The organism is [Borrelia] finlandensis, from assembly GCF_000181875.2.
Lineage (GTDB): Bacteria > Spirochaetota > Spirochaetia > Borreliales > Borreliaceae > Borreliella > Borreliella finlandensis.
This window is the reverse complement of sequence record NZ_ABJZ02000005.1, coordinates 446,773-464,255: the sequence shown is the minus strand read 5'-3', so window position 1 is coordinate 464,255 and position 17,483 is coordinate 446,773. Positions and strand designations below refer to the sequence as shown.

The window sequence follows — 17,483 nt, the reverse complement described above, 5'->3', positions numbered from 1 at the left end:
ATGAACAAAAAAATTTTTTACACAACAATACTGCTGCACTTACCTAATCTTCTATTTTCATACTCAACAAGATACGACATTGAGGTAAAAATGTCTGCTTTTGTCATGAGTCTGGCAATCATTGTAATCTCATCTATTTCAATAGGAAATCTAGTAGCTAAAATAGGAATTCCAAAAGTAATAGGGCAAATAACAGCAGGAATAATTCTAAGTCCGAATGCCTTTGGGAAAATTAAAATACCTTTATTATTCCCATTGGGAATAACTCAAATTGGAGAAAATTATTTAATAAATGAAAAAATATTTGCAATCTCTACCATAGCTTCAATAATATTGCTTTTCACAGCAGGACTTGAAACTGACCTAAAATTGTTTATCAAATTTTTGCCACGCGGAGGAATTATTGGAATAACAGAGGTTGTTGGAACCTTCACAAGTTTTGTACTAATGGCAAGCATAATTTTTAACGTTCCCCTAATAAGCCCAACCTCACTTTTTATTGGAATAATTGGAACCCCAACATCAGCGGGAATAGCAGCAAGCATACTCTCGGCAAAGAAAAAAATGAGCACCTCAGAAGGAGTGACAATAATCTCAACTTCAATTATTGATGATGTGCTTTCAATGCTTATGCTTACAAGTGTAATAACTATATCAAGATCTATATCAGATCTTGATATAGCAAGCTCAATAAAAGCCATAGTTCAAAACATAGTAATTTGGCTATGCTTAACTTTCTCTTTAATATATATATCAGAAACACTCTCAAGACTGTTAAAAAAATTAAACAGTGTCACCTTAGCAACCGTAATAACGCTCTCTCTAGCCCTTACTATTGCAAGCATTTTCCAAAATTTAGGAATGTCTTTTGTTGTTGGGGCTTATGTATTTGGACTTGCCATGTCAAAAACAGACATTGTATACGTAATTCAAGACAAACTAACAATCTTTGAAAGATTTTTTATCCCGATCTTTTTTACATCAATCGGACTTATGTCAGATATTAATGAAATACTCTCAAAGGAAGTTCTTATTTTAGGATTAGCAATTAGCGCAATGGCAATAATTACTAAAAGTATATTTTGCTTTATCCCAGCACTCTTTTTAGGATTTAATAAACTTGGAGCCTTAAAAATTGCAACCGGAATGGTTCCAAGAGGAGAAGTTTCACTTATTATGGCAAATGTAGCATTATCTTCAGGATTTATTAGCCAAAAAATATTTGGAATCATAATAATAATGGTGTTTTTGCCAACAATCATTGCAACACCCATAATAAACTTTTTATTTAAAATAAATAAAAGCGGACTTAAAAAAGAACTCCCAATAGATAAAAATACACACATATGCGTATCATTTGAATATGATAATTTAGCCAAAATTCTTATATGGGACTTTAAAAATGAGTTAAGAAAAGAAGGATTTTTTACACAACAAATTAAAAATGATTCTTCACAATATATTAATGCAAGAAAAAACAATATATCCTTCTCAATAAAACGAGAAGGTAGCAAAATCACATTTGAATGCCCAAATAATCATTTAATTATAATACAAGATCTTTTTAGAGAAACAATCTTAAACCTAGAAAAAATAACCAAAGAAGTTGAAACAGTTTCTTTAAGAGCAAAAAAACTAGATTACTCAATAAATTACGATAAAATCCTTAGTAATATCAACCTAAATAAAAGAATAAAAAAGGAAAACATTATTCTAGAATTAAAATCAAGCAATAAGGCTGATGTAATAAGAGAACTTCTAAGCGTAATAAACATTGAAATTGATAAAGAAAGAATATTCCAAGATTTAATGGAAAGAGAAAAGTTGATTACTACTGCACTAAAAGAAGGCTTTGCCATTCCCCATTTAAAAACAAATTTAATATCAAAAATACATATTGCAATAGGAATAAGCCATGAGGGAATTGACTTTAATGCTCTTGACAAGAACTTAAGTCATGTTTTTATATTAATACTGTGCCCAGCAAAAGATTACGTTAGCTATCCTAGAATTTTAGCATCTGTTGTGGGCAAAGTTGATCTGTACAAAAAAGAAATTTTAAATGCAAAAACAGATAAAGAAATTTATAATATAATAGTGAGCTGAATTATGTTTAAAGTTATCAAATGTAATGAATTGAATGAAAAATTGATAGACAAAAAAGTTGAAATAAATGCTTGGGTAAAAAAAATTAGACACCACGGAAAATTTATCTTTCTAAACATAAGAGACAGATATGAAAAAGCTCAAGTTCTGGTAAATGAAGAAAAGCTTCTAAAGATCGCAGAAAAAATAAAACTTGAATATTGCATTAAAATTCAAGGACTGTTGATCAAAAGACCCCCTAACATGATAAATGCAAATATGAAAACGGGACATTTTGAAATATTGGCAAAAAACATTGAAATTATCTCAAAGTGCAATGAATTGCCATTTATGATAGAAGATAACAATAATGCAAGTGAAAACTCAAAACTCGAATACAGATACTTAGATTTAAGAAAAGATTCCTTGAAAAATAAAATTATTTTAAGATGTCAGGCTACTCATCTTATTAGAAATTTTTTAATAAAAAGAAAATTTTTAGAGCTAGAAACTCCAACTTTTGTAAAATCAACACCAGAAGGTGCAAGAGATTTTGTAGTCCCATCAAGGATTCACAAAGGATCTTTTTATGCACTACCTCAATCTCCACAACTTTACAAACAACTCATAATGATAGCAGGATTTGACAAATACTTTCAAATAGCCCGCTGCTATAGGGACGAAGATTCAAGAGGAGACAGGCAACCAGAGTTCACCCAGCTCGATCTTGAAATGAGCTTTGTCAAAAAAGAAAATATTTTTAAATTAATAGAAAATATGCTTTTTTTAATATTCAAAAATTGCATCAATATTAACCTACCTAAAAAATTCAAAAAAATAACATACAAAAAGGCAATGAACAAATATGGAAGCGATAAACCAGATACTAGATTTGAACTTGAATTACAAGATATAAGTCGCAATCTAAAAAATTCAGAATTTAATATATTCAAAGATACTCTAAAAAACAAAGGTTCAATTAAAATTTTAATAGTAAAAGATAAAGCTGACAAGTTTTCAAGAACAAAAATAAACAATTTAGAAGAAATTGCAAAGCTTTACAAGGCACAAGGGCTTTATTTTACAAAAATTGAAAACAATAAATTTTCCGGGGGAATTGCAAAATTTTTAAAAACAGAAGAACAGGAATTAATGAAAACCTATTCTTTAGAAAATAATGACATAATTTTATTTACAGCTAATAATAACTGGGAAACTGCATGTAAAGCAATGGGTCAAATTAGAATAAAAATTGCAAATGATCTTGGACTAATAGATGAAAATAAATTTGAATTTCTATGGGTCTATGATTTTCCACTATTTGAATATGATGAAAATACAAAAACCTATTCACCAGCTCACCACATGTTCTCGCTTCCCAAAAAGCAATATATTGCTAATTTAGAAAAAAATCCAAAAAAAACTATAGGTGAAATTTACGACCTTGTTTTAAATGGTGTAGAACTTGGCTCAGGTTCAATTAGAATACATAACAAAGAACTTCAACAAAGAATTTTCAACATAATAGGATTTCAAAAAGAAAAATCAGAAGATAGATTTGGATTTTTTCTAAAAGCATTAGAATATGGAGCTCCTAATCATGGTGGCATTGCTATTGGCATTGATAGACTAATAATGTTGATGACAAAATCAACTTCAATAAAAGATGTAATACTGTTTCCTAAGAATTCTTTTGCAGCAAGCCCTCTTGATAATTCCCCCTCTAAAATCTCAAATGAACAACTCAAAGAACTGGGAATTAATATTGTTGATGGTGATACTTAATCCATAATGCACTCTCTAACTATGTACCTTTAAAATTATAAAAATCAGCTAATCCACATTCCTTGGAATTTTTCAAGATAATCCTATTCTTTCAAGAAATTAAGTCTCAAATCTCAAGGTTTAATTTTTCAAAAACAAAAAACACTATAAAAACGCATAAAATCAATCTAAAACAAAATGCTTTTTTAAAATTTTAAAAAAAATCTTATTAATTAATTACTTCTTCAATCAAAACAGCCTCATAAACACAGAATTTAATAATAATTTTAAAAATAAATTAATCTATTATTCGGGTTTTGAAAAAATAAACAAAAATAACAAAAAAAGATACCCAATAAATAGTAAAAAATATATATCAAACAATCAATAATTTTATAAATATCTAAAATATAATTAGAATAATAAAAAAGCCGCTCAAAAAGCAGCTTGCAAATAAAAATTAGTGAATTTTTATTTAATTCCTATTAATATTATTAAGGTTTTTGCATGCAATCTTCACACGGTCTTTCATAGAAACCTCAGCTTCTCTTAACCAAACTCTTGGATCATAAAATTTCTTATTTGGAATATCAATATCCTTGCCATCTCCTAATTGACCTTGTAAACGACTTTCATTTTTTTTGTAATAATTTAAAACACCCTCCCAGGCAGCCCACTGTGTGTCTGTATCAATATTCATCTTTACAACGCCATAAGAAAGTGCCTCATTAATCTCATCAATTGTAGATCCAGACCCCCCATGAAAAACATAAGAAACTGGCTTAGCAATATTTACTCCTGTTTTTGATATGACATAATCTTGACCATCTTTTAAAACTTTTGGAGTAAGCTTAACATTCCCCGGTTTATATACTCCATGAACATTTCCAAAAGCTGCTGCAATCTGAAAATTTGGGCTAACTTTTAAAAGTTCTGAATATCCATAATAAATATCCTCAGGAGTAGAAAATAGTTCATGCAAAGCTCTATCTGAATTGTCAACTCCATCCTCTTCCCCACCCGTAATTCCAAGCTCTATTTCCAAAAACATTTCAATTTTTGCCATTCTTTCTAAGAATTTTTTAGAAATTTCAATATTTTCTTTAATAGGTTCTTCTGATAAATCTAACATATGTGAAGAAAATAATGGTTTTTTGTGCTGACTATAGTATTTCTCTCCATATTCTAAAAGGCCTTCAACCCAAGGGAGCAAATTTTTAGCACAGTGATCAGTATGAAGAACAACAGGAACACCATAATGCTCTGCCATTAAATGAACATGCATAGCACCAGAAATAGCTCCAACTATTGAAACTCCTTGTGGTTTTTCCATCTTTAATCCTTTTCCAGAAATAAAAGCAGAGCCACTATTAGAAAATTGTATCATAATAGGAGAATTAATTTCTTTTGCTGCCTCCAAAACTGCATTAATAGAATTTGTTCCTATACAATTAATAGAAGGAATAGCAAATCCTTCCTTTTTACATATTTCATATAAAAAATGCAGTTCCTTCCCATAAACTACACCTGGTTTAATCTTATCTAAAACACCCATTTATATCACTCCTTTCCATTTTATTTTTTCTTTTATCAAATGCCTATAATAAATTATACACCTAAGAAGTTGAATTGAATTTAAATCAAAAAATAAATAATTATTAAATCAAACCCAAACATAAAATTTATTATTTTGCATAAAAAAGTTTAAAATCAAGCCTTCTTGGTAGACTCTAACATTTTATACCACTGTGAAAATTCTTTTATTCCTTCTTGAATAGAAACTTTAGCCTCATACCCAACATCATTTTTAAGCTTTAAAATATCACAACAACTTTCCACAACATCTGCTTTTTGCATAGGCATATAATTTTTTAAGGCCTTTTTATCAAAATTTGCTTCAAGCTCACTAATAAAATCTAGCAGCTTAGTTGCGTGTCCGGTTCCTATATTATATATTCTGTAAGGAAAAGAAGAAGTTGACGAATTTGGATTTTTAACGTCAAAATTACAATCACTCTTAGCCGGATTTTTCAAAACCTTGTAAACACCGTCTGCAATGTCACTCACATATGTAAAATCTCTAGCCATATTCCCATTATTAAAAATATTAATAGCCTTGCCATTTTTAATTCCATCTGAAAATAAATATAAAGCCATATCGGGTCTTCCATAAGTCCCATAAACTGTGAAAAATCTAAGCCCTGTTGTGGGAATATTAAAAGATGCACTATAAGCATGCGCCATCATCTCATTAGATTTTTTGCTAGCTGCATATAAATTTAAAGGGTGATCCGTAATAGAATCTTCACTAGACGGCATATTTTCATTTATGCCATAAACCGATGAAGTTGAAGCATAAACAAAATGCTCGATGTTTTCTTTATAAACTCTACATACATCTAAAACATTAAAAAACCCAACAATATTTATTGAAACATAGCTATCAGGATTTTCAAGACTATCTCTAATGCCCGCTTGAGCAGCCAAATGGCAAACATGTGTAAACTTATGATCTTTAAAAAGTTCTAGCAGTTTATCCTTATTTAGGATATCAAGATAAGCAAAAGATAAATTATTATATTTTTCACTCTTAATAATCTTATGCGTTTTAACATCCTTAGAACAAAGCCCTAAAGCTTCTAATCTTTCATGCTTAAATTTGAGTTCATAATAATTATTTAATACGTCTATTCCCAAAACTTCATGACCTTTTTCTACAAGCTTTTTAGCTACATGAAATCCAATAAACCCTGCAATTCCGGTTAAAAAAATCTTCATACTATTATTCCTCTTTAAAATTCAATACAAAGCAAGCCCATTAATCTATTTTTTAAAACCAATATCTCTTTTCTGATAACCACGGGAATTGTTGATACCATACCTATTATTTCTAACATAAGAGACTCTTATTCTTTTTATATTTCCATCTCCCTCACTTTCAGTTTTTATGTCACTATAACGATTTAAAGTTGTATGAACAATCCTTCTTTCAAAAGGATTCATTGACGGCAACAAAATAGAGCGCCTGGTTCTTTTGACTTTATGAAAAGAATTTATTGCTAAATTAATAAACCTAGATTTAAACCGTTCTCTATAATCTCCAATATCCAATATAACCCTATTAAAAGCCCCATTTTCACCAATAAGCTTAGAGGCATAAACATTTGTTAAAAGCTGCAAAGAGTCTAAATTTTTACCCTCTCGTCCAATCAAAATATTTGGACTATCTGTTTCAATAGAAATCTTAACATATCCCCCTTCTTTGGGCTCTATTGTCAAATGCACAGAATATCCCATTTTAATTAGCATTTCTTTTACAAATTCTAAAATTTTATCACAAATTTCATTACCAATTTTAATTTCAAAACCGTCTTTTTTAACCTCCTTTACATGAGGAGAAACCCTTATTTTAATCATTTCTTTCTTAAATAAAAATCCAACCCTTTCTTTATCTAAAATTTCTACATCAAACTCGCCTTCTTTTAATTCTAGATCTCTCATTGCTTTCTTTATTGCTTCTTGTTCGGTTTTTCCGTAAAATTCATAGCTCATATTATTATTCCCCCTTTAAGACAAATGCATCTTTATATAGTATTGCTGCAAAATAGTAAAAATATTTGTTGTAATCCAATATATCAAAAGCCCTGATGGCATATTGTAAAGTATGAAAAAAAACATAATAGGCATTCCAAAATATAAAAACTTCTGCTGCGCCCCAAGATTTTTTAAATCCATATTAGAACTAACAATTGTAGATCCCAATTGAGTAAACATCATAATAAAAGGCAAAATTCTAATATCGGTCCAAGAAACAAAATAAAGCTTATATCCAAAATGATATACACTGTCACCGATAGATAAATCATCAATCCATCCTGGAATAAAACTAGCTCCTCTTAATAAAAATAAATTATTTACAAGTGAATAAAGAGCAAAAAATATAGGAAGCTGCAAAATTACAGGAAGACACCCCCCAAGAGGATTAACTCCTTCTTCTTTATAAAGCCTTCCCATCTCTTCATTTAACTTTTTAGGATCATGCTTAAACTTTACTTGAAGCTCTTTCATTCTAGGTTGAAGCTTGGAAAGCTCCGCAGTAGCTCTAAATCCCTTAAATGTCAAAGGAAAGATAAGCACTCTAACAACAATTGTCAAAAAAATAATTGAAAGCCCCCAATTAGGTATAACGTCATAAAAAACTTGCATTACCATTTGCATAGGAACTTGAATCAAATGCCAAAAACTCTTTTCCACTGACATTCCAAAAAAAATATCAAATAAACCAAAGGTATTGTCACCTCTATTGTCAAAAACGTCTAAATATCTATTATCCTTGGGTCCAGCATAAATAAAAAACTCATCGCTAATATTTTTTTTATTTCTAACATTATTAACAATAAACGATTTAAGAATTCCTCTTTCCTTCTTAAATTCAACCTCCATATTTTCTTTAGAAACCAAAACCCCAAAATACTTAGTACTAGAACCAATCCATCTGGGATTGTTAATTCTTAGACCATCTTTACCATATTTAAGCTTATTATCATAATAAATTATTTGAGACAAATAATTATTATATTGTAGCTTTGCTTTATCACTCAACCTTTCAATCTCAGAACTAAAAATAATTTTATAAGAATCAAAATCAAATAAGTCATAATCCTCAAGACCATTTACAGTAACTTTGAATTTCATCAAGTACTCATCTTTTTTCGAAAATGTATACTTCTTTACATATTCATAAGTTTTACCATTATTTTTAAAATAAGCTTTAAATTCATGATTAAAATCATCTATCTTTTTATACAAAAACAAATCATCTACAAAATAGTCAAAACTAACCTCAAAAAAAGTTTCATTTTTGCGATCAATATTAATCAAATCTGTAGGATTTTTTTCCAAATTTAAATGATTTTTAAGCTTTAATGAAACCAAATTTCCTTTAAATGTAGAAAAAGTAGCAACATATATCCCTGTTTCTACAACAATATATTGAGATTTATTAATCAAATTAAAGCCATTGCTCTTAACTGAAAACATCTCATTATCATCAAAACTTTTGTTTAAATCAAACTGCACTTCCTTATCAGAAGACCTGGAACTTAAAATGTTTGAAGAAAAAATATCATTAATAAGCATGAAAAGACCTATTAAAAATAAAGACAAATAAACTGTTCTTAAAATTTTTCTACTTTGATTCACCTATGCCCCTTTCACGCCTTAAAACCAAACCTTTCATAAGAGATTCAATGCTAAAATAAGTCAAAGTTAACTTGCTATAAGAAACTACAAAAATAATATCTAAAGCAATCCCTTCTAATAATTCTAATCTTTTTCTAAAAGCTTCTTTAAAAAGTCTTCTAATACGATTCCTTTTAACAGATCCCCTAAAGCCTTTAGAAAAGGTAACAAGAATTCTAGAATAAGCCAAATGATTTGATTTATAGAACATTTTAAGATTAAGATTGCTAAATCTAATCAGCTTGCCTTCTTTGAAAATTTTTTGAATTTCTATTTTTGATTTTAAACTAATATTTCTTTTTCTCATCAGAAACAGTTAATTTCATTCTTCCTTTTGCCCTTCGCCTTGAAAGAATAAGTCTTCCACCTTTAGTTTTCATTCTAGCTCTAAACCCAAATTTTCTATTTCTTTTAACACGACTGGGTTGATAAGTCCTTTTCAAAACGCTCCTCCATTAAAAACAATTTTATGCTGCCAAGCTACAAATTGAACACTACCATGGTATAGCATATAAATGCAATTGTCAATAATAATTACCTTACCAAAACCTTTATATCTATTATTTTAATACCTGTTAATTCTTTTATTGAATTTATTATCTTCGACTTATTGATTGCTATACTATACAAAATACTTGAATTACTTACTTCAATAAAAAGGATCTGCTCATTTTTAAAATCTAAAAATTTTACATCATCTGATAAAGCCTCAAAGATCTGATTCCATTTATCAGCGATCAATAATTTCGAACTTATTTTTTTATTAACAAGCAAATTGGAATCTAAATAATCCTTAAGAACATTACCTATTTTTTTAAAAGCAGAATCATTCATAGCAATTTTTTATACCACAATACAAAAAACAATATTAAATAAACCTAGAAAAGCTTATTTTAATATTCAAAATAGCATTGATAACTCACTTTAACCTAAAGACATCGGCATTATCAAGTGCGTAAAATTAAAATTTTCAGGTTCGCTCAATTTCAATACATTGCCCGAATTAAATTGTATTTCTATCTTTGAAGTTTCAAAAACATTAATAGCTTCAACGAAATATGAAATATTAATAGCCATAACCTCATCTGCTCCATCATACAGATAATTCGGATCTTTAATAAAAAATTCACCTTTTCTTCCAGTAATCAAATCTTCTCCGAGAAGTTTTAATTGCAACTCAGAAAAAGTTAAAACTAACTTTCTTGATTTATCAACATATAAATTGACTCTTGCAAGTCTATCTTTTAGAATGCCTAGCGAAACTAAAGACTTATTTTTCTGTTCTTTGGGTATAATGCTCTTGTAATCCGGATAATTGCCATTAATTAAGCTGCAAGCTATTTTATAATTATCAAATTCAACATAAAATTTTTTATCCGAAAACTTTATTTTAACCATACCTTCTCCCGACATAAGATGTTTTAAGAAATTAAATATTTTTACAGGAACTATAAAATTCACATCTTCTTCAACCATGACTTCTGTTTTACAAATAGACATTCTGTGACCATTAGTAGAAACAAGCAGCAATTTAGAATCTTCATCTTTTGAAAAATACACACCATTTAATACATTCTTAGATTCGTCAAGATGTGCTGAAAAAGCTATTCTATTTATTACTTTTTTAAAAGATTTTTGTTTTATTTCAATTTCAAAAGTGTAATCTTCATCAACCATATCATAATTGTAATTTTCTATTTCTTCGTATGAAAAAGTGGGCTCTTTTAAATGATCTTCATATTCCTCTTTCTCGTCTTTTAACTCTCCCATAATTTCTAATTTACTATTATTTTTATTAAGAACTATTTTTATTTTCTTATAAAAACCGAATGCTTTTACTGCATCATAAAAATTTGAAGCATTAATTAATACCTTAAAATCTGTTTCTGAAACAATTGAAATTGTGCTTTCAAAAAATATATTCCTGTCTGTTGATTTGATTATGAGATTAGATTTTTTTACCTCTATTAATAATGCACTCCAAATGTCATTCATATTTCTGTTCAATATTATTCCCTTTGCTTTTTCTATCTCATTTATAACTTGATTTGTTTCGCAAATAAAAAATGTGTTATTTAGCATGATGCCTCCTTATATATTTTATTACATTTTATCTTTGTAAGATTTTATAGATTTTGTATTTTTATTTTTTATAGATATATATAGTAGTAATAGTAATAAGCTACTGTTTGATTGTTTAATTGTATGTAATGTAATGTAATGTAATGAAATATCTTGTTGAATTATGGGTTGTTTTTTGTTATTTTTTTTGATAAATTATTTGTTTCAATTGTTTAAAAGAATTTTTGATTTTTCAATTAAGTTTAGTTTTTTTTTATTTTGTTCATAAGTTCTGTTATTAAATTGTTAATTTCTTTGTCATTATTTCTGTCTCTATCTATTTTATTTATCGAATAAAGCACTGTTGAATGGGTTTTCCCCCCAATAATTTTTCCAATTTCAACTGTTGATAGCTCTGTAAAATTCCTTAAAAGGTATGCATAAATATGTCTAGCTTTTGTTATATCTGGTTTTTTACTATGTCCCTCAATATCTTTGTGTGTGATTTTTAGCTCTCTTAAGAGTATTTTTTTTATATTTTCGATATTAATTTTATTGTTTGGTTCATTGGTTGTTTCTTTCTCGTAAATTATTATTTCTTTGATTATTTTTTCAACAATATCAATATCAATTTCTATATTGTCTAAATCTATATATGCTTTTAGTTTTGTTACAGCAGCTTCAAGGTCTCTTATGTTGGTTGTAACTTTTTGAGCAACCAGATTTAGTATATTTTTAGGGACATTTATGCCATCTTCTTCTGCTTTTTTTTCGACAATAGCTGCTCTGAGTTCAAAATTGGGCTTTGATATATCAACATTTAATCCCCTTGTGAATCTGCTTTTTAATCGATCTGTAAAATTTGTAAGTTCAGAAGGAGATCGGTCACATGTGAATACTAGTTGTTTATTGTCTTCATAAAGGGCGTTAAATGTGTGAAAAAGCTCTTCTTGTATGCCTTCTTTTTTTTGTAAGTCGTGGATATCGTCTATAAGTAGCATGTCTAAGTATCTGTATTTTTTTTTAAATTTTTTTGTTTCATGTGTCTTTATGCTTTCTACAAATTCATTTAAAAAATTTTCAGCAGTAACATATAATATCTTAAGGTTATGATGTAATTCTTCTGTTTTGTTTCCTATGCTTTGAAGCAAATGTGTTTTTCCAAGTCCAACTCCACCATAAATTAAACACGGGTTATATTTTTTTCCAGGATTTTTTGAGATTGACAAGCTGGCATTGTATGCAAGTTTATTATTTGGCCCAATGATAAAATTTTCAAATGTATATCTTTTTTTAAGAAAGGGGTTTTTAAAATTTGTGGGCTCTTCTTCTTTTTTGATATACATTTTTATACGGTCTTGAATATTTTGAATTGGTTCTTTGGAGAGTGTTTTTTCTTTGAGCTTGTCGAAACTTGGAAAAGTTTCGTTAAAAGCCGGGTTTTTGCTTTCTTGTTTGTTAAAATGAGTTTTGGACGGTTGATTTGTAAATAAAATGACTACATTATTGTAGCCATTTTTTATAAGGATTTCTTTAATTTTTTTTGTAAATCTTTTTTCTATTTGATTTTTATGAAATAAATTTGGAGTAGATATTTTAATATTGTCACCTATTGATTCTAAAAAGCACAAATTTTCAAACCAAACATAAAATTCTTCTTCTGATAGTTCTTTTTTTATTTCTGTTAAAATCAAGCTCCATATATTTTTTGATTTTTCCATTTTTTTGTCCTTGTTGGTTTTAGCACTATACTTTTAACATTATATAGTATAATGTTAAATTAGGATTCTATCTAAATTGTTTGTGAATTTTTAAAAGTTTTTGGTACTTTCTATGTAATAGATATTATTTTTTTTTTAATGTAGAATTTATCTGTGTCTAGATTTTGATTAAATGAATGGAAGGTTTATGAATTATGTTGCTAGTAACATTCAGGTCTTAAAAGGACTTGAGGCTGTTAGGAAAAGGCCTGGCATGTATATAGGCTCAGTTTCTGTTAATGGGTTGCACCATTTGGTTTATGAGGTGGTTGACAATAGCATTGATGAGGCTTTAGCTGGGTTTTGTGATAGAATAGATGTTATTATCAATTTAGATAATACTATAACTGTAATTGATAATGGGAGAGGTATTCCTACCGATATTCATGAAGAGGAGGGTATTAGCGCCCTTGAACTTGTTTTAACAAAATTACATTCTGGTGGTAAATTTAATAAAGGCACTTATAAAGTTTCTGGAGGACTTCATGGCGTTGGAATTTCGGTTGTAAATGCTCTGTCTTCTTTTTTAGAGGTTTATGTTAATAGGGATGGAAAAATTTTTAGGCAAACTTTTTCAAAAGGTATTCCAACTTCTAAAGTAGAAATTGTGGGGGAATCTTCTATTACGGGGACCAGAGTTACTTTTTTAGCGGATTCTGAAATTTTTGAAACTTTAGATTATAATTTTGATGTTCTTGAAAAAAGGCTTAAAGAGCTTGCTTTTTTAAACGATAAAATATACATTTCAATTGAAGATAGAAGAATTGGTAAAGAAAAATCTTCAAAATTTTATTTTGAAGGTGGGATAAAATCTTTTGTAGATTATTTAACTAATGACAGTAAAGCCTTTCAATCACAACCCTATTATATTGATGGTTTTATTAATGATGTTATTGTTAATGTGGGTCTTAAATGGACTGAAAGCTATTCTGACAACATTCTTTCTTTTGTTAATAACATTAATACAAGAGAAGGGGGAACCCATGTTATGGGATTTAGAAGTGGACTTACTAAGGCCATGAATGAAGCTTTTAAAAATTCAAAAATAAGCAAAAAAGATATTCCAAATCTTACAGGAGATGATTTTAAAGAGGGACTTACAGCTGTTATTTCTGTCAAAGTTCCAGAACCTCAATTTGAAGGTCAAACAAAGAGTAAGCTTGGTAATTCTGAGATAAGAAAAATAGTTGAAGTTGTTGTATATGAACATTTATTGGAAATTATTAATTTAAATCCTTTAGAAATAGATACTATTCTTGGAAAAGCAATAAAAGCTGCTCGTGCTCGTGAAGCTGCAAGAAAAGCAAGAGAATCAGAAAGAAAAAAAAATGCATTTGAAAGCTTGGCATTGCCTGGAAAATTGGCTGATTGTGCTTCTAAAAATCCTTTGGAAAGAGAAATCTATATTGTAGAAGGTGATTCTGCCGGAGGAAGTGCTAAAATGGGTAGAAATAGATTTTTTCAGGCCATTTTGCCACTGTGGGGGAAAATGCTTAATGTTGAGAAAACAAGAGAAGATAAGGTGATTACCAATGATAAGCTTATTCCCATAATTGCATCTCTTGGCGCAGGAGTTGGTAAAACCTTTGATATTACAAAACTTCGTTATCACAAGATCATTATTATGGCAGATGCTGATGTTGATGGATCTCATATTAGAACTTTACTTTTAGCTTTTTTCTTTAGATATATGAGAGATTTAATTGAAAATGGATATATATACATAGCCATGCCTCCTCTTTATAAAATAAAGTATGACAATCGTATTTATTATTTTTATGAAGAGAAAGAAAAAGAAAAATTTTTAGATTCTATTGAAACTAAAAATCGCAATGGTATTTCTCTTCAAAGATATAAAGGGCTTGGGGAGATGAATCCAACGCAGCTTTGGGAAACGACTATGGATCCTGCTAGAAGAAAAATGAGATTGATGAATATAGATGATGCTATTGAAGCTGAAAAAATTTTTGTTACTCTTATGGGAGATTTAGTTGAGCCTAGAAAAGAATTTATTGAGCAGAATGCACTTAATGTAATTAATCTTGATGTGTAATTGGAGCGTTAATGGCAGTTGGAGAAAATAAAGAACAAATATTAAATGTTAAGATAGAAGATGAAATAAAAACGTCTTATTTAAATTATGCAATGTCAGTTATTGTTTCCAGAGCTCTTCCAGATGTAAGAGATGGTCTTAAGCCAGTTCATAGGAGAATACTTTATTCTATGTATGAGATGGGACTTCGTTCTGATAAGGCTTTTAAAAAAGCTGGTAGAATAGTGGGAGATGTTCTTGGAAAATATCATCCCCATGGAGATCAATCAATTTATGATGCTCTTGTAAGACTTGCTCAGAATTTTTCGCTTAGATACCCCGTAATACGGGGACAGGGAAATTTTGGATCTATTGACGGAGATCCCCCTGCTGCTATGCGATATACTGAAGCTAAAATGGAAAAAATAACTGAATATATTGTTAGGGATATAGATAAAGAGACTGTTAATTTTAAGTCTAATTATGACGATTCTTTAAGTGAACCTGAGATTATGCCGTCATCATTTCCATTTCTTTTGGTAAATGGCTCTAGTGGAATTGCTGTTGGAATGGCTACTAATATGGCGCCTCATAATTTAAGAGAAATTTGTGATGCCATTGTTTACATGCTAGATAATGAGAATGCTTCTGTATTTGATTTGCTTAAAATAGTTAAAGGGCCTGATTTCCCAACTTTTGGAGAGATTGTTTATAATGATAATTTAATTAAAGCGTACAAAACTGGCAAGGGAAGTGTTGTTATTAGAGCAAGATATCATATTGAAGAAAGAGCAGAAGATAAAAATGCTATAATTGTTACAGAAATACCTTATACGGTAAATAAATCTGCACTTCTTATGAAAGTTGCGCTTTTGGCAAAAGAAGAAAAGCTAGAAGGACTTTTGGACATAAGAGATGAATCTGATCGAGAAGGCATTAGAATAGTTCTTGAAGTTAAAAGAGGATTTGATCCTCATGTTATTATGAATTTGCTTTATGAATATACTGAATTTAAAAAGCATTTTAGTATAAATAATCTAGCTCTTGTTAATGGTATTCCCAAACAGTTGAATTTGGAAGAATTATTATTTGAATTTATTGAGCATAGAAAAAATATTATCGAAAGACGTATTGAATTTGACTTGAGAAAGGCAAAAGAGAAAGCACATGTTCTTGAGGGTTTAAATATTGCTTTAAATAATATAGATGAGGTTATTAAGATTATTAAATCGTCTAAATTAGCAAAAGATGCAAAGGAGAGACTTGTTTTAAATTTTGGTCTTTCAGAGATTCAGGCCAATTCAGTTCTTGATATGAAGTTACAAAAACTTACAGCCCTTGAGATTTTTAAGCTTGAAGATGAGCTTAAGGTACTTTTAAGCTTAATAAAAGATTATGAAGATATTCTCTTGAATCCAGTAAGGATTATTAATATTATAAGAGAAGAAACTATTAATTTGGGTTTGAAATTTGGCGATGAACGTCGAACTAAAATAATTTATGATGAGGAGGTTTTAAAAACTAGTATGTCGGATTTAATGCAAAAAGAAAATATTGTTGTTATGCTTACAAAGAAAGGTTTCCTTAAAAGACTTTCACAAAATGAGTATAAATTGCAAGGTACGGGAGGAAAAGGTCTTAGCTCGTTTGATCTAAATGATGGAGATGAGATTGTTATTGCTTTGTGTGTCAATACTCATGATTATTTATTTATGATTTCAAATGAAGGAAAGCTTTATTTAATCAATGCCTATGAAATAAAAGATTCTTCAAGAGCTTCAAAAGGCCAAAATATTAGTGAGCTTCTTAATTTAGGAGATCAAGAAGAAATATTAACTATTAAGAATAGTAAGGATTTAACCGATGATGCTTATTTATTACTTACAACTGCAAGTGGAAAGATAGCTAGATTCGAATCTACAGATTTTAAAGCAGTAAAGTCACGAGGTGTTATTGTTATTAAACTGAATGATAAAGATTTTGTTACAAGTGCAGAGATTGTTTTTAAGGATGAAAAAGTAATTTGTCTTTCTAAAAAGGGTAGTGCATTTATATTTAATTCAAGGGATGTTAGGCTTACTAATAGAGGCACTCAAGGTGTTTGTGGAATGAAATTAAAAGAAGGCGATTTGCTTGTTAAAGTTTTAGCGGTTAGAGAAAATCCTTATCTTTTAATTGTTTCTGAAAATGGGTATGGAAAAAGGTTAAACATGTCTAAAATATCTGAGCTTAAAAGAGGAGCCACTGGTTATACTAGTTATAAAAAATCTGATAAAAAAGCGGGTAGTGTTGTTGATGCTATAGCAGTTTCAGAGGATGATGAAATCTTGCTTGTAAGTAAACGTTCAAAAGCTTTAAGAACAGTGGCTGGAAAAGTATCTGAACAGGGCAAAGATGCTAGAGGAATTCAAGTATTATTTCTTGATAGTGACAGCTTGGTTTCTGTTTCAAAATTTATTAAATAAAGAATTGGTTTTTCTTATTTAAGAATGTTCCACGTGGAACATTCTTTTTTTTTATTCTTAAATTGTAATTCAATA

Annotated in this window: 13 protein-coding genes; 4 read left to right on the top strand and 9 right to left on the bottom strand. The window is 29.1% G+C overall.

The window, feature by feature from the left end; all coding sequences use genetic code 11:
• The gene (locus BSV1_RS03420) at positions 1–2,106 is read left to right on the top strand and encodes a cation:proton antiporter domain-containing protein (protein WP_039949554.1); all 2,106 of its coding nucleotides are present in this window, start codon (positions 1–3) and stop codon (positions 2,104–2,106) included.
• A gap of 3 nt (positions 2,107–2,109) precedes the next feature.
• Positions 2,110–3,870, top strand: coding sequence for an aspartate--tRNA ligase (gene aspS, locus BSV1_RS03415; protein ID WP_008882473.1), 1,761 nt, complete (start codon positions 2,110–2,112; stop codon positions 3,868–3,870).
• A 454-nt stretch (positions 3,871–4,324) separates the two neighbouring features.
• On the opposite strand, the gene fbaA is transcribed toward aspS, so the two are convergent.
• The 9 genes from fbaA to dnaA form a co-directional block, all read right to left on the bottom strand.
• Entirely contained in the window at positions 4,325–5,404 is a 1,080-nt protein-coding gene (gene fbaA / locus BSV1_RS03410; protein ID WP_008882527.1) for a class II fructose-bisphosphate aldolase, read from the bottom strand.
• Between the two features lie 155 nt (positions 5,405–5,559).
• The gene (locus tag BSV1_RS03405) at positions 5,560–6,627 is read right to left on the bottom strand and encodes an NAD-dependent epimerase (RefSeq protein ID WP_008882639.1); all 1,068 of its coding nucleotides are present in this window, start codon (positions 6,625–6,627) and stop codon (positions 5,560–5,562) included.
• A 45-nt stretch (positions 6,628–6,672) separates the two neighbouring features.
• Positions 6,673–7,401, bottom strand: coding sequence for an RNA-binding cell elongation regulator Jag/EloR (gene jag, locus BSV1_RS03400; RefSeq protein ID WP_008882831.1), 729 nt, complete (start codon positions 7,399–7,401; stop codon positions 6,673–6,675).
• Between the two features lie 15 nt (positions 7,402–7,416).
• On the bottom strand, positions 7,417–9,051 hold the full coding sequence (gene yidC, locus BSV1_RS03395) for a membrane protein insertase YidC (protein ID WP_008882749.1): 1,635 nt from the start codon (positions 9,049–9,051) through the stop codon (positions 7,417–7,419).
• The gene (rnpA, locus tag BSV1_RS03390) at positions 9,038–9,397 is read right to left on the bottom strand and encodes a ribonuclease P protein component (protein ID WP_008882384.1); all 360 of its coding nucleotides are present in this window, start codon (positions 9,395–9,397) and stop codon (positions 9,038–9,040) included. Before rnpA ends, yidC begins: the two co-directional genes overlap by 14 nt.
• Positions 9,378–9,533 (bottom strand): 50S ribosomal protein L34, encoded by a 156-nt coding sequence (gene rpmH / locus BSV1_RS03385; RefSeq protein WP_002557032.1) that lies wholly within the window; start codon positions 9,531–9,533, stop codon positions 9,378–9,380. The genes rnpA and rpmH overlap by 20 nt, the downstream gene beginning before the upstream one ends.
• A gap of 91 nt (positions 9,534–9,624) precedes the next feature.
• Positions 9,625–9,924 carry a hypothetical protein gene (locus tag BSV1_RS03380; protein WP_008882585.1) on the bottom strand — a complete coding sequence of 100 codons (300 nt, stop codon included), beginning with the start codon at positions 9,922–9,924 and terminating at the stop codon, positions 9,625–9,627.
• Between the two features lie 90 nt (positions 9,925–10,014).
• Entirely contained in the window at positions 10,015–11,172 is a 1,158-nt protein-coding gene (gene dnaN, locus BSV1_RS03375) for a DNA polymerase III subunit beta (protein WP_008882615.1), read from the bottom strand.
• A gap of 242 nt (positions 11,173–11,414) precedes the next feature.
• Positions 11,415–12,872: a chromosomal replication initiator protein DnaA gene (gene dnaA / locus BSV1_RS03370; protein WP_008882538.1), complete on the bottom strand. Its 1,458-nt coding sequence runs from the start codon at positions 12,870–12,872 to the stop codon at positions 11,415–11,417.
• A 187-nt stretch (positions 12,873–13,059) separates the two neighbouring features.
• On the opposite strand from dnaA, the gene gyrB reads away from it, so the two are divergent.
• Both gyrB and gyrA read left to right on the top strand, forming a co-directional pair.
• Positions 13,060–14,964 carry a DNA topoisomerase (ATP-hydrolyzing) subunit B gene (gene gyrB, locus BSV1_RS03365; protein WP_008882704.1) on the top strand — a complete coding sequence of 635 codons (1,905 nt, stop codon included), beginning with the start codon at positions 13,060–13,062 and terminating at the stop codon, positions 14,962–14,964.
• A gap of 11 nt (positions 14,965–14,975) precedes the next feature.
• Entirely contained in the window at positions 14,976–17,408 is a 2,433-nt protein-coding gene (gene gyrA, locus BSV1_RS03360) for a DNA topoisomerase (ATP-hydrolyzing) subunit A (protein WP_008882797.1), read from the top strand.
• The last annotated feature ends 75 nt before the right edge of the window (positions 17,409–17,483 follow it).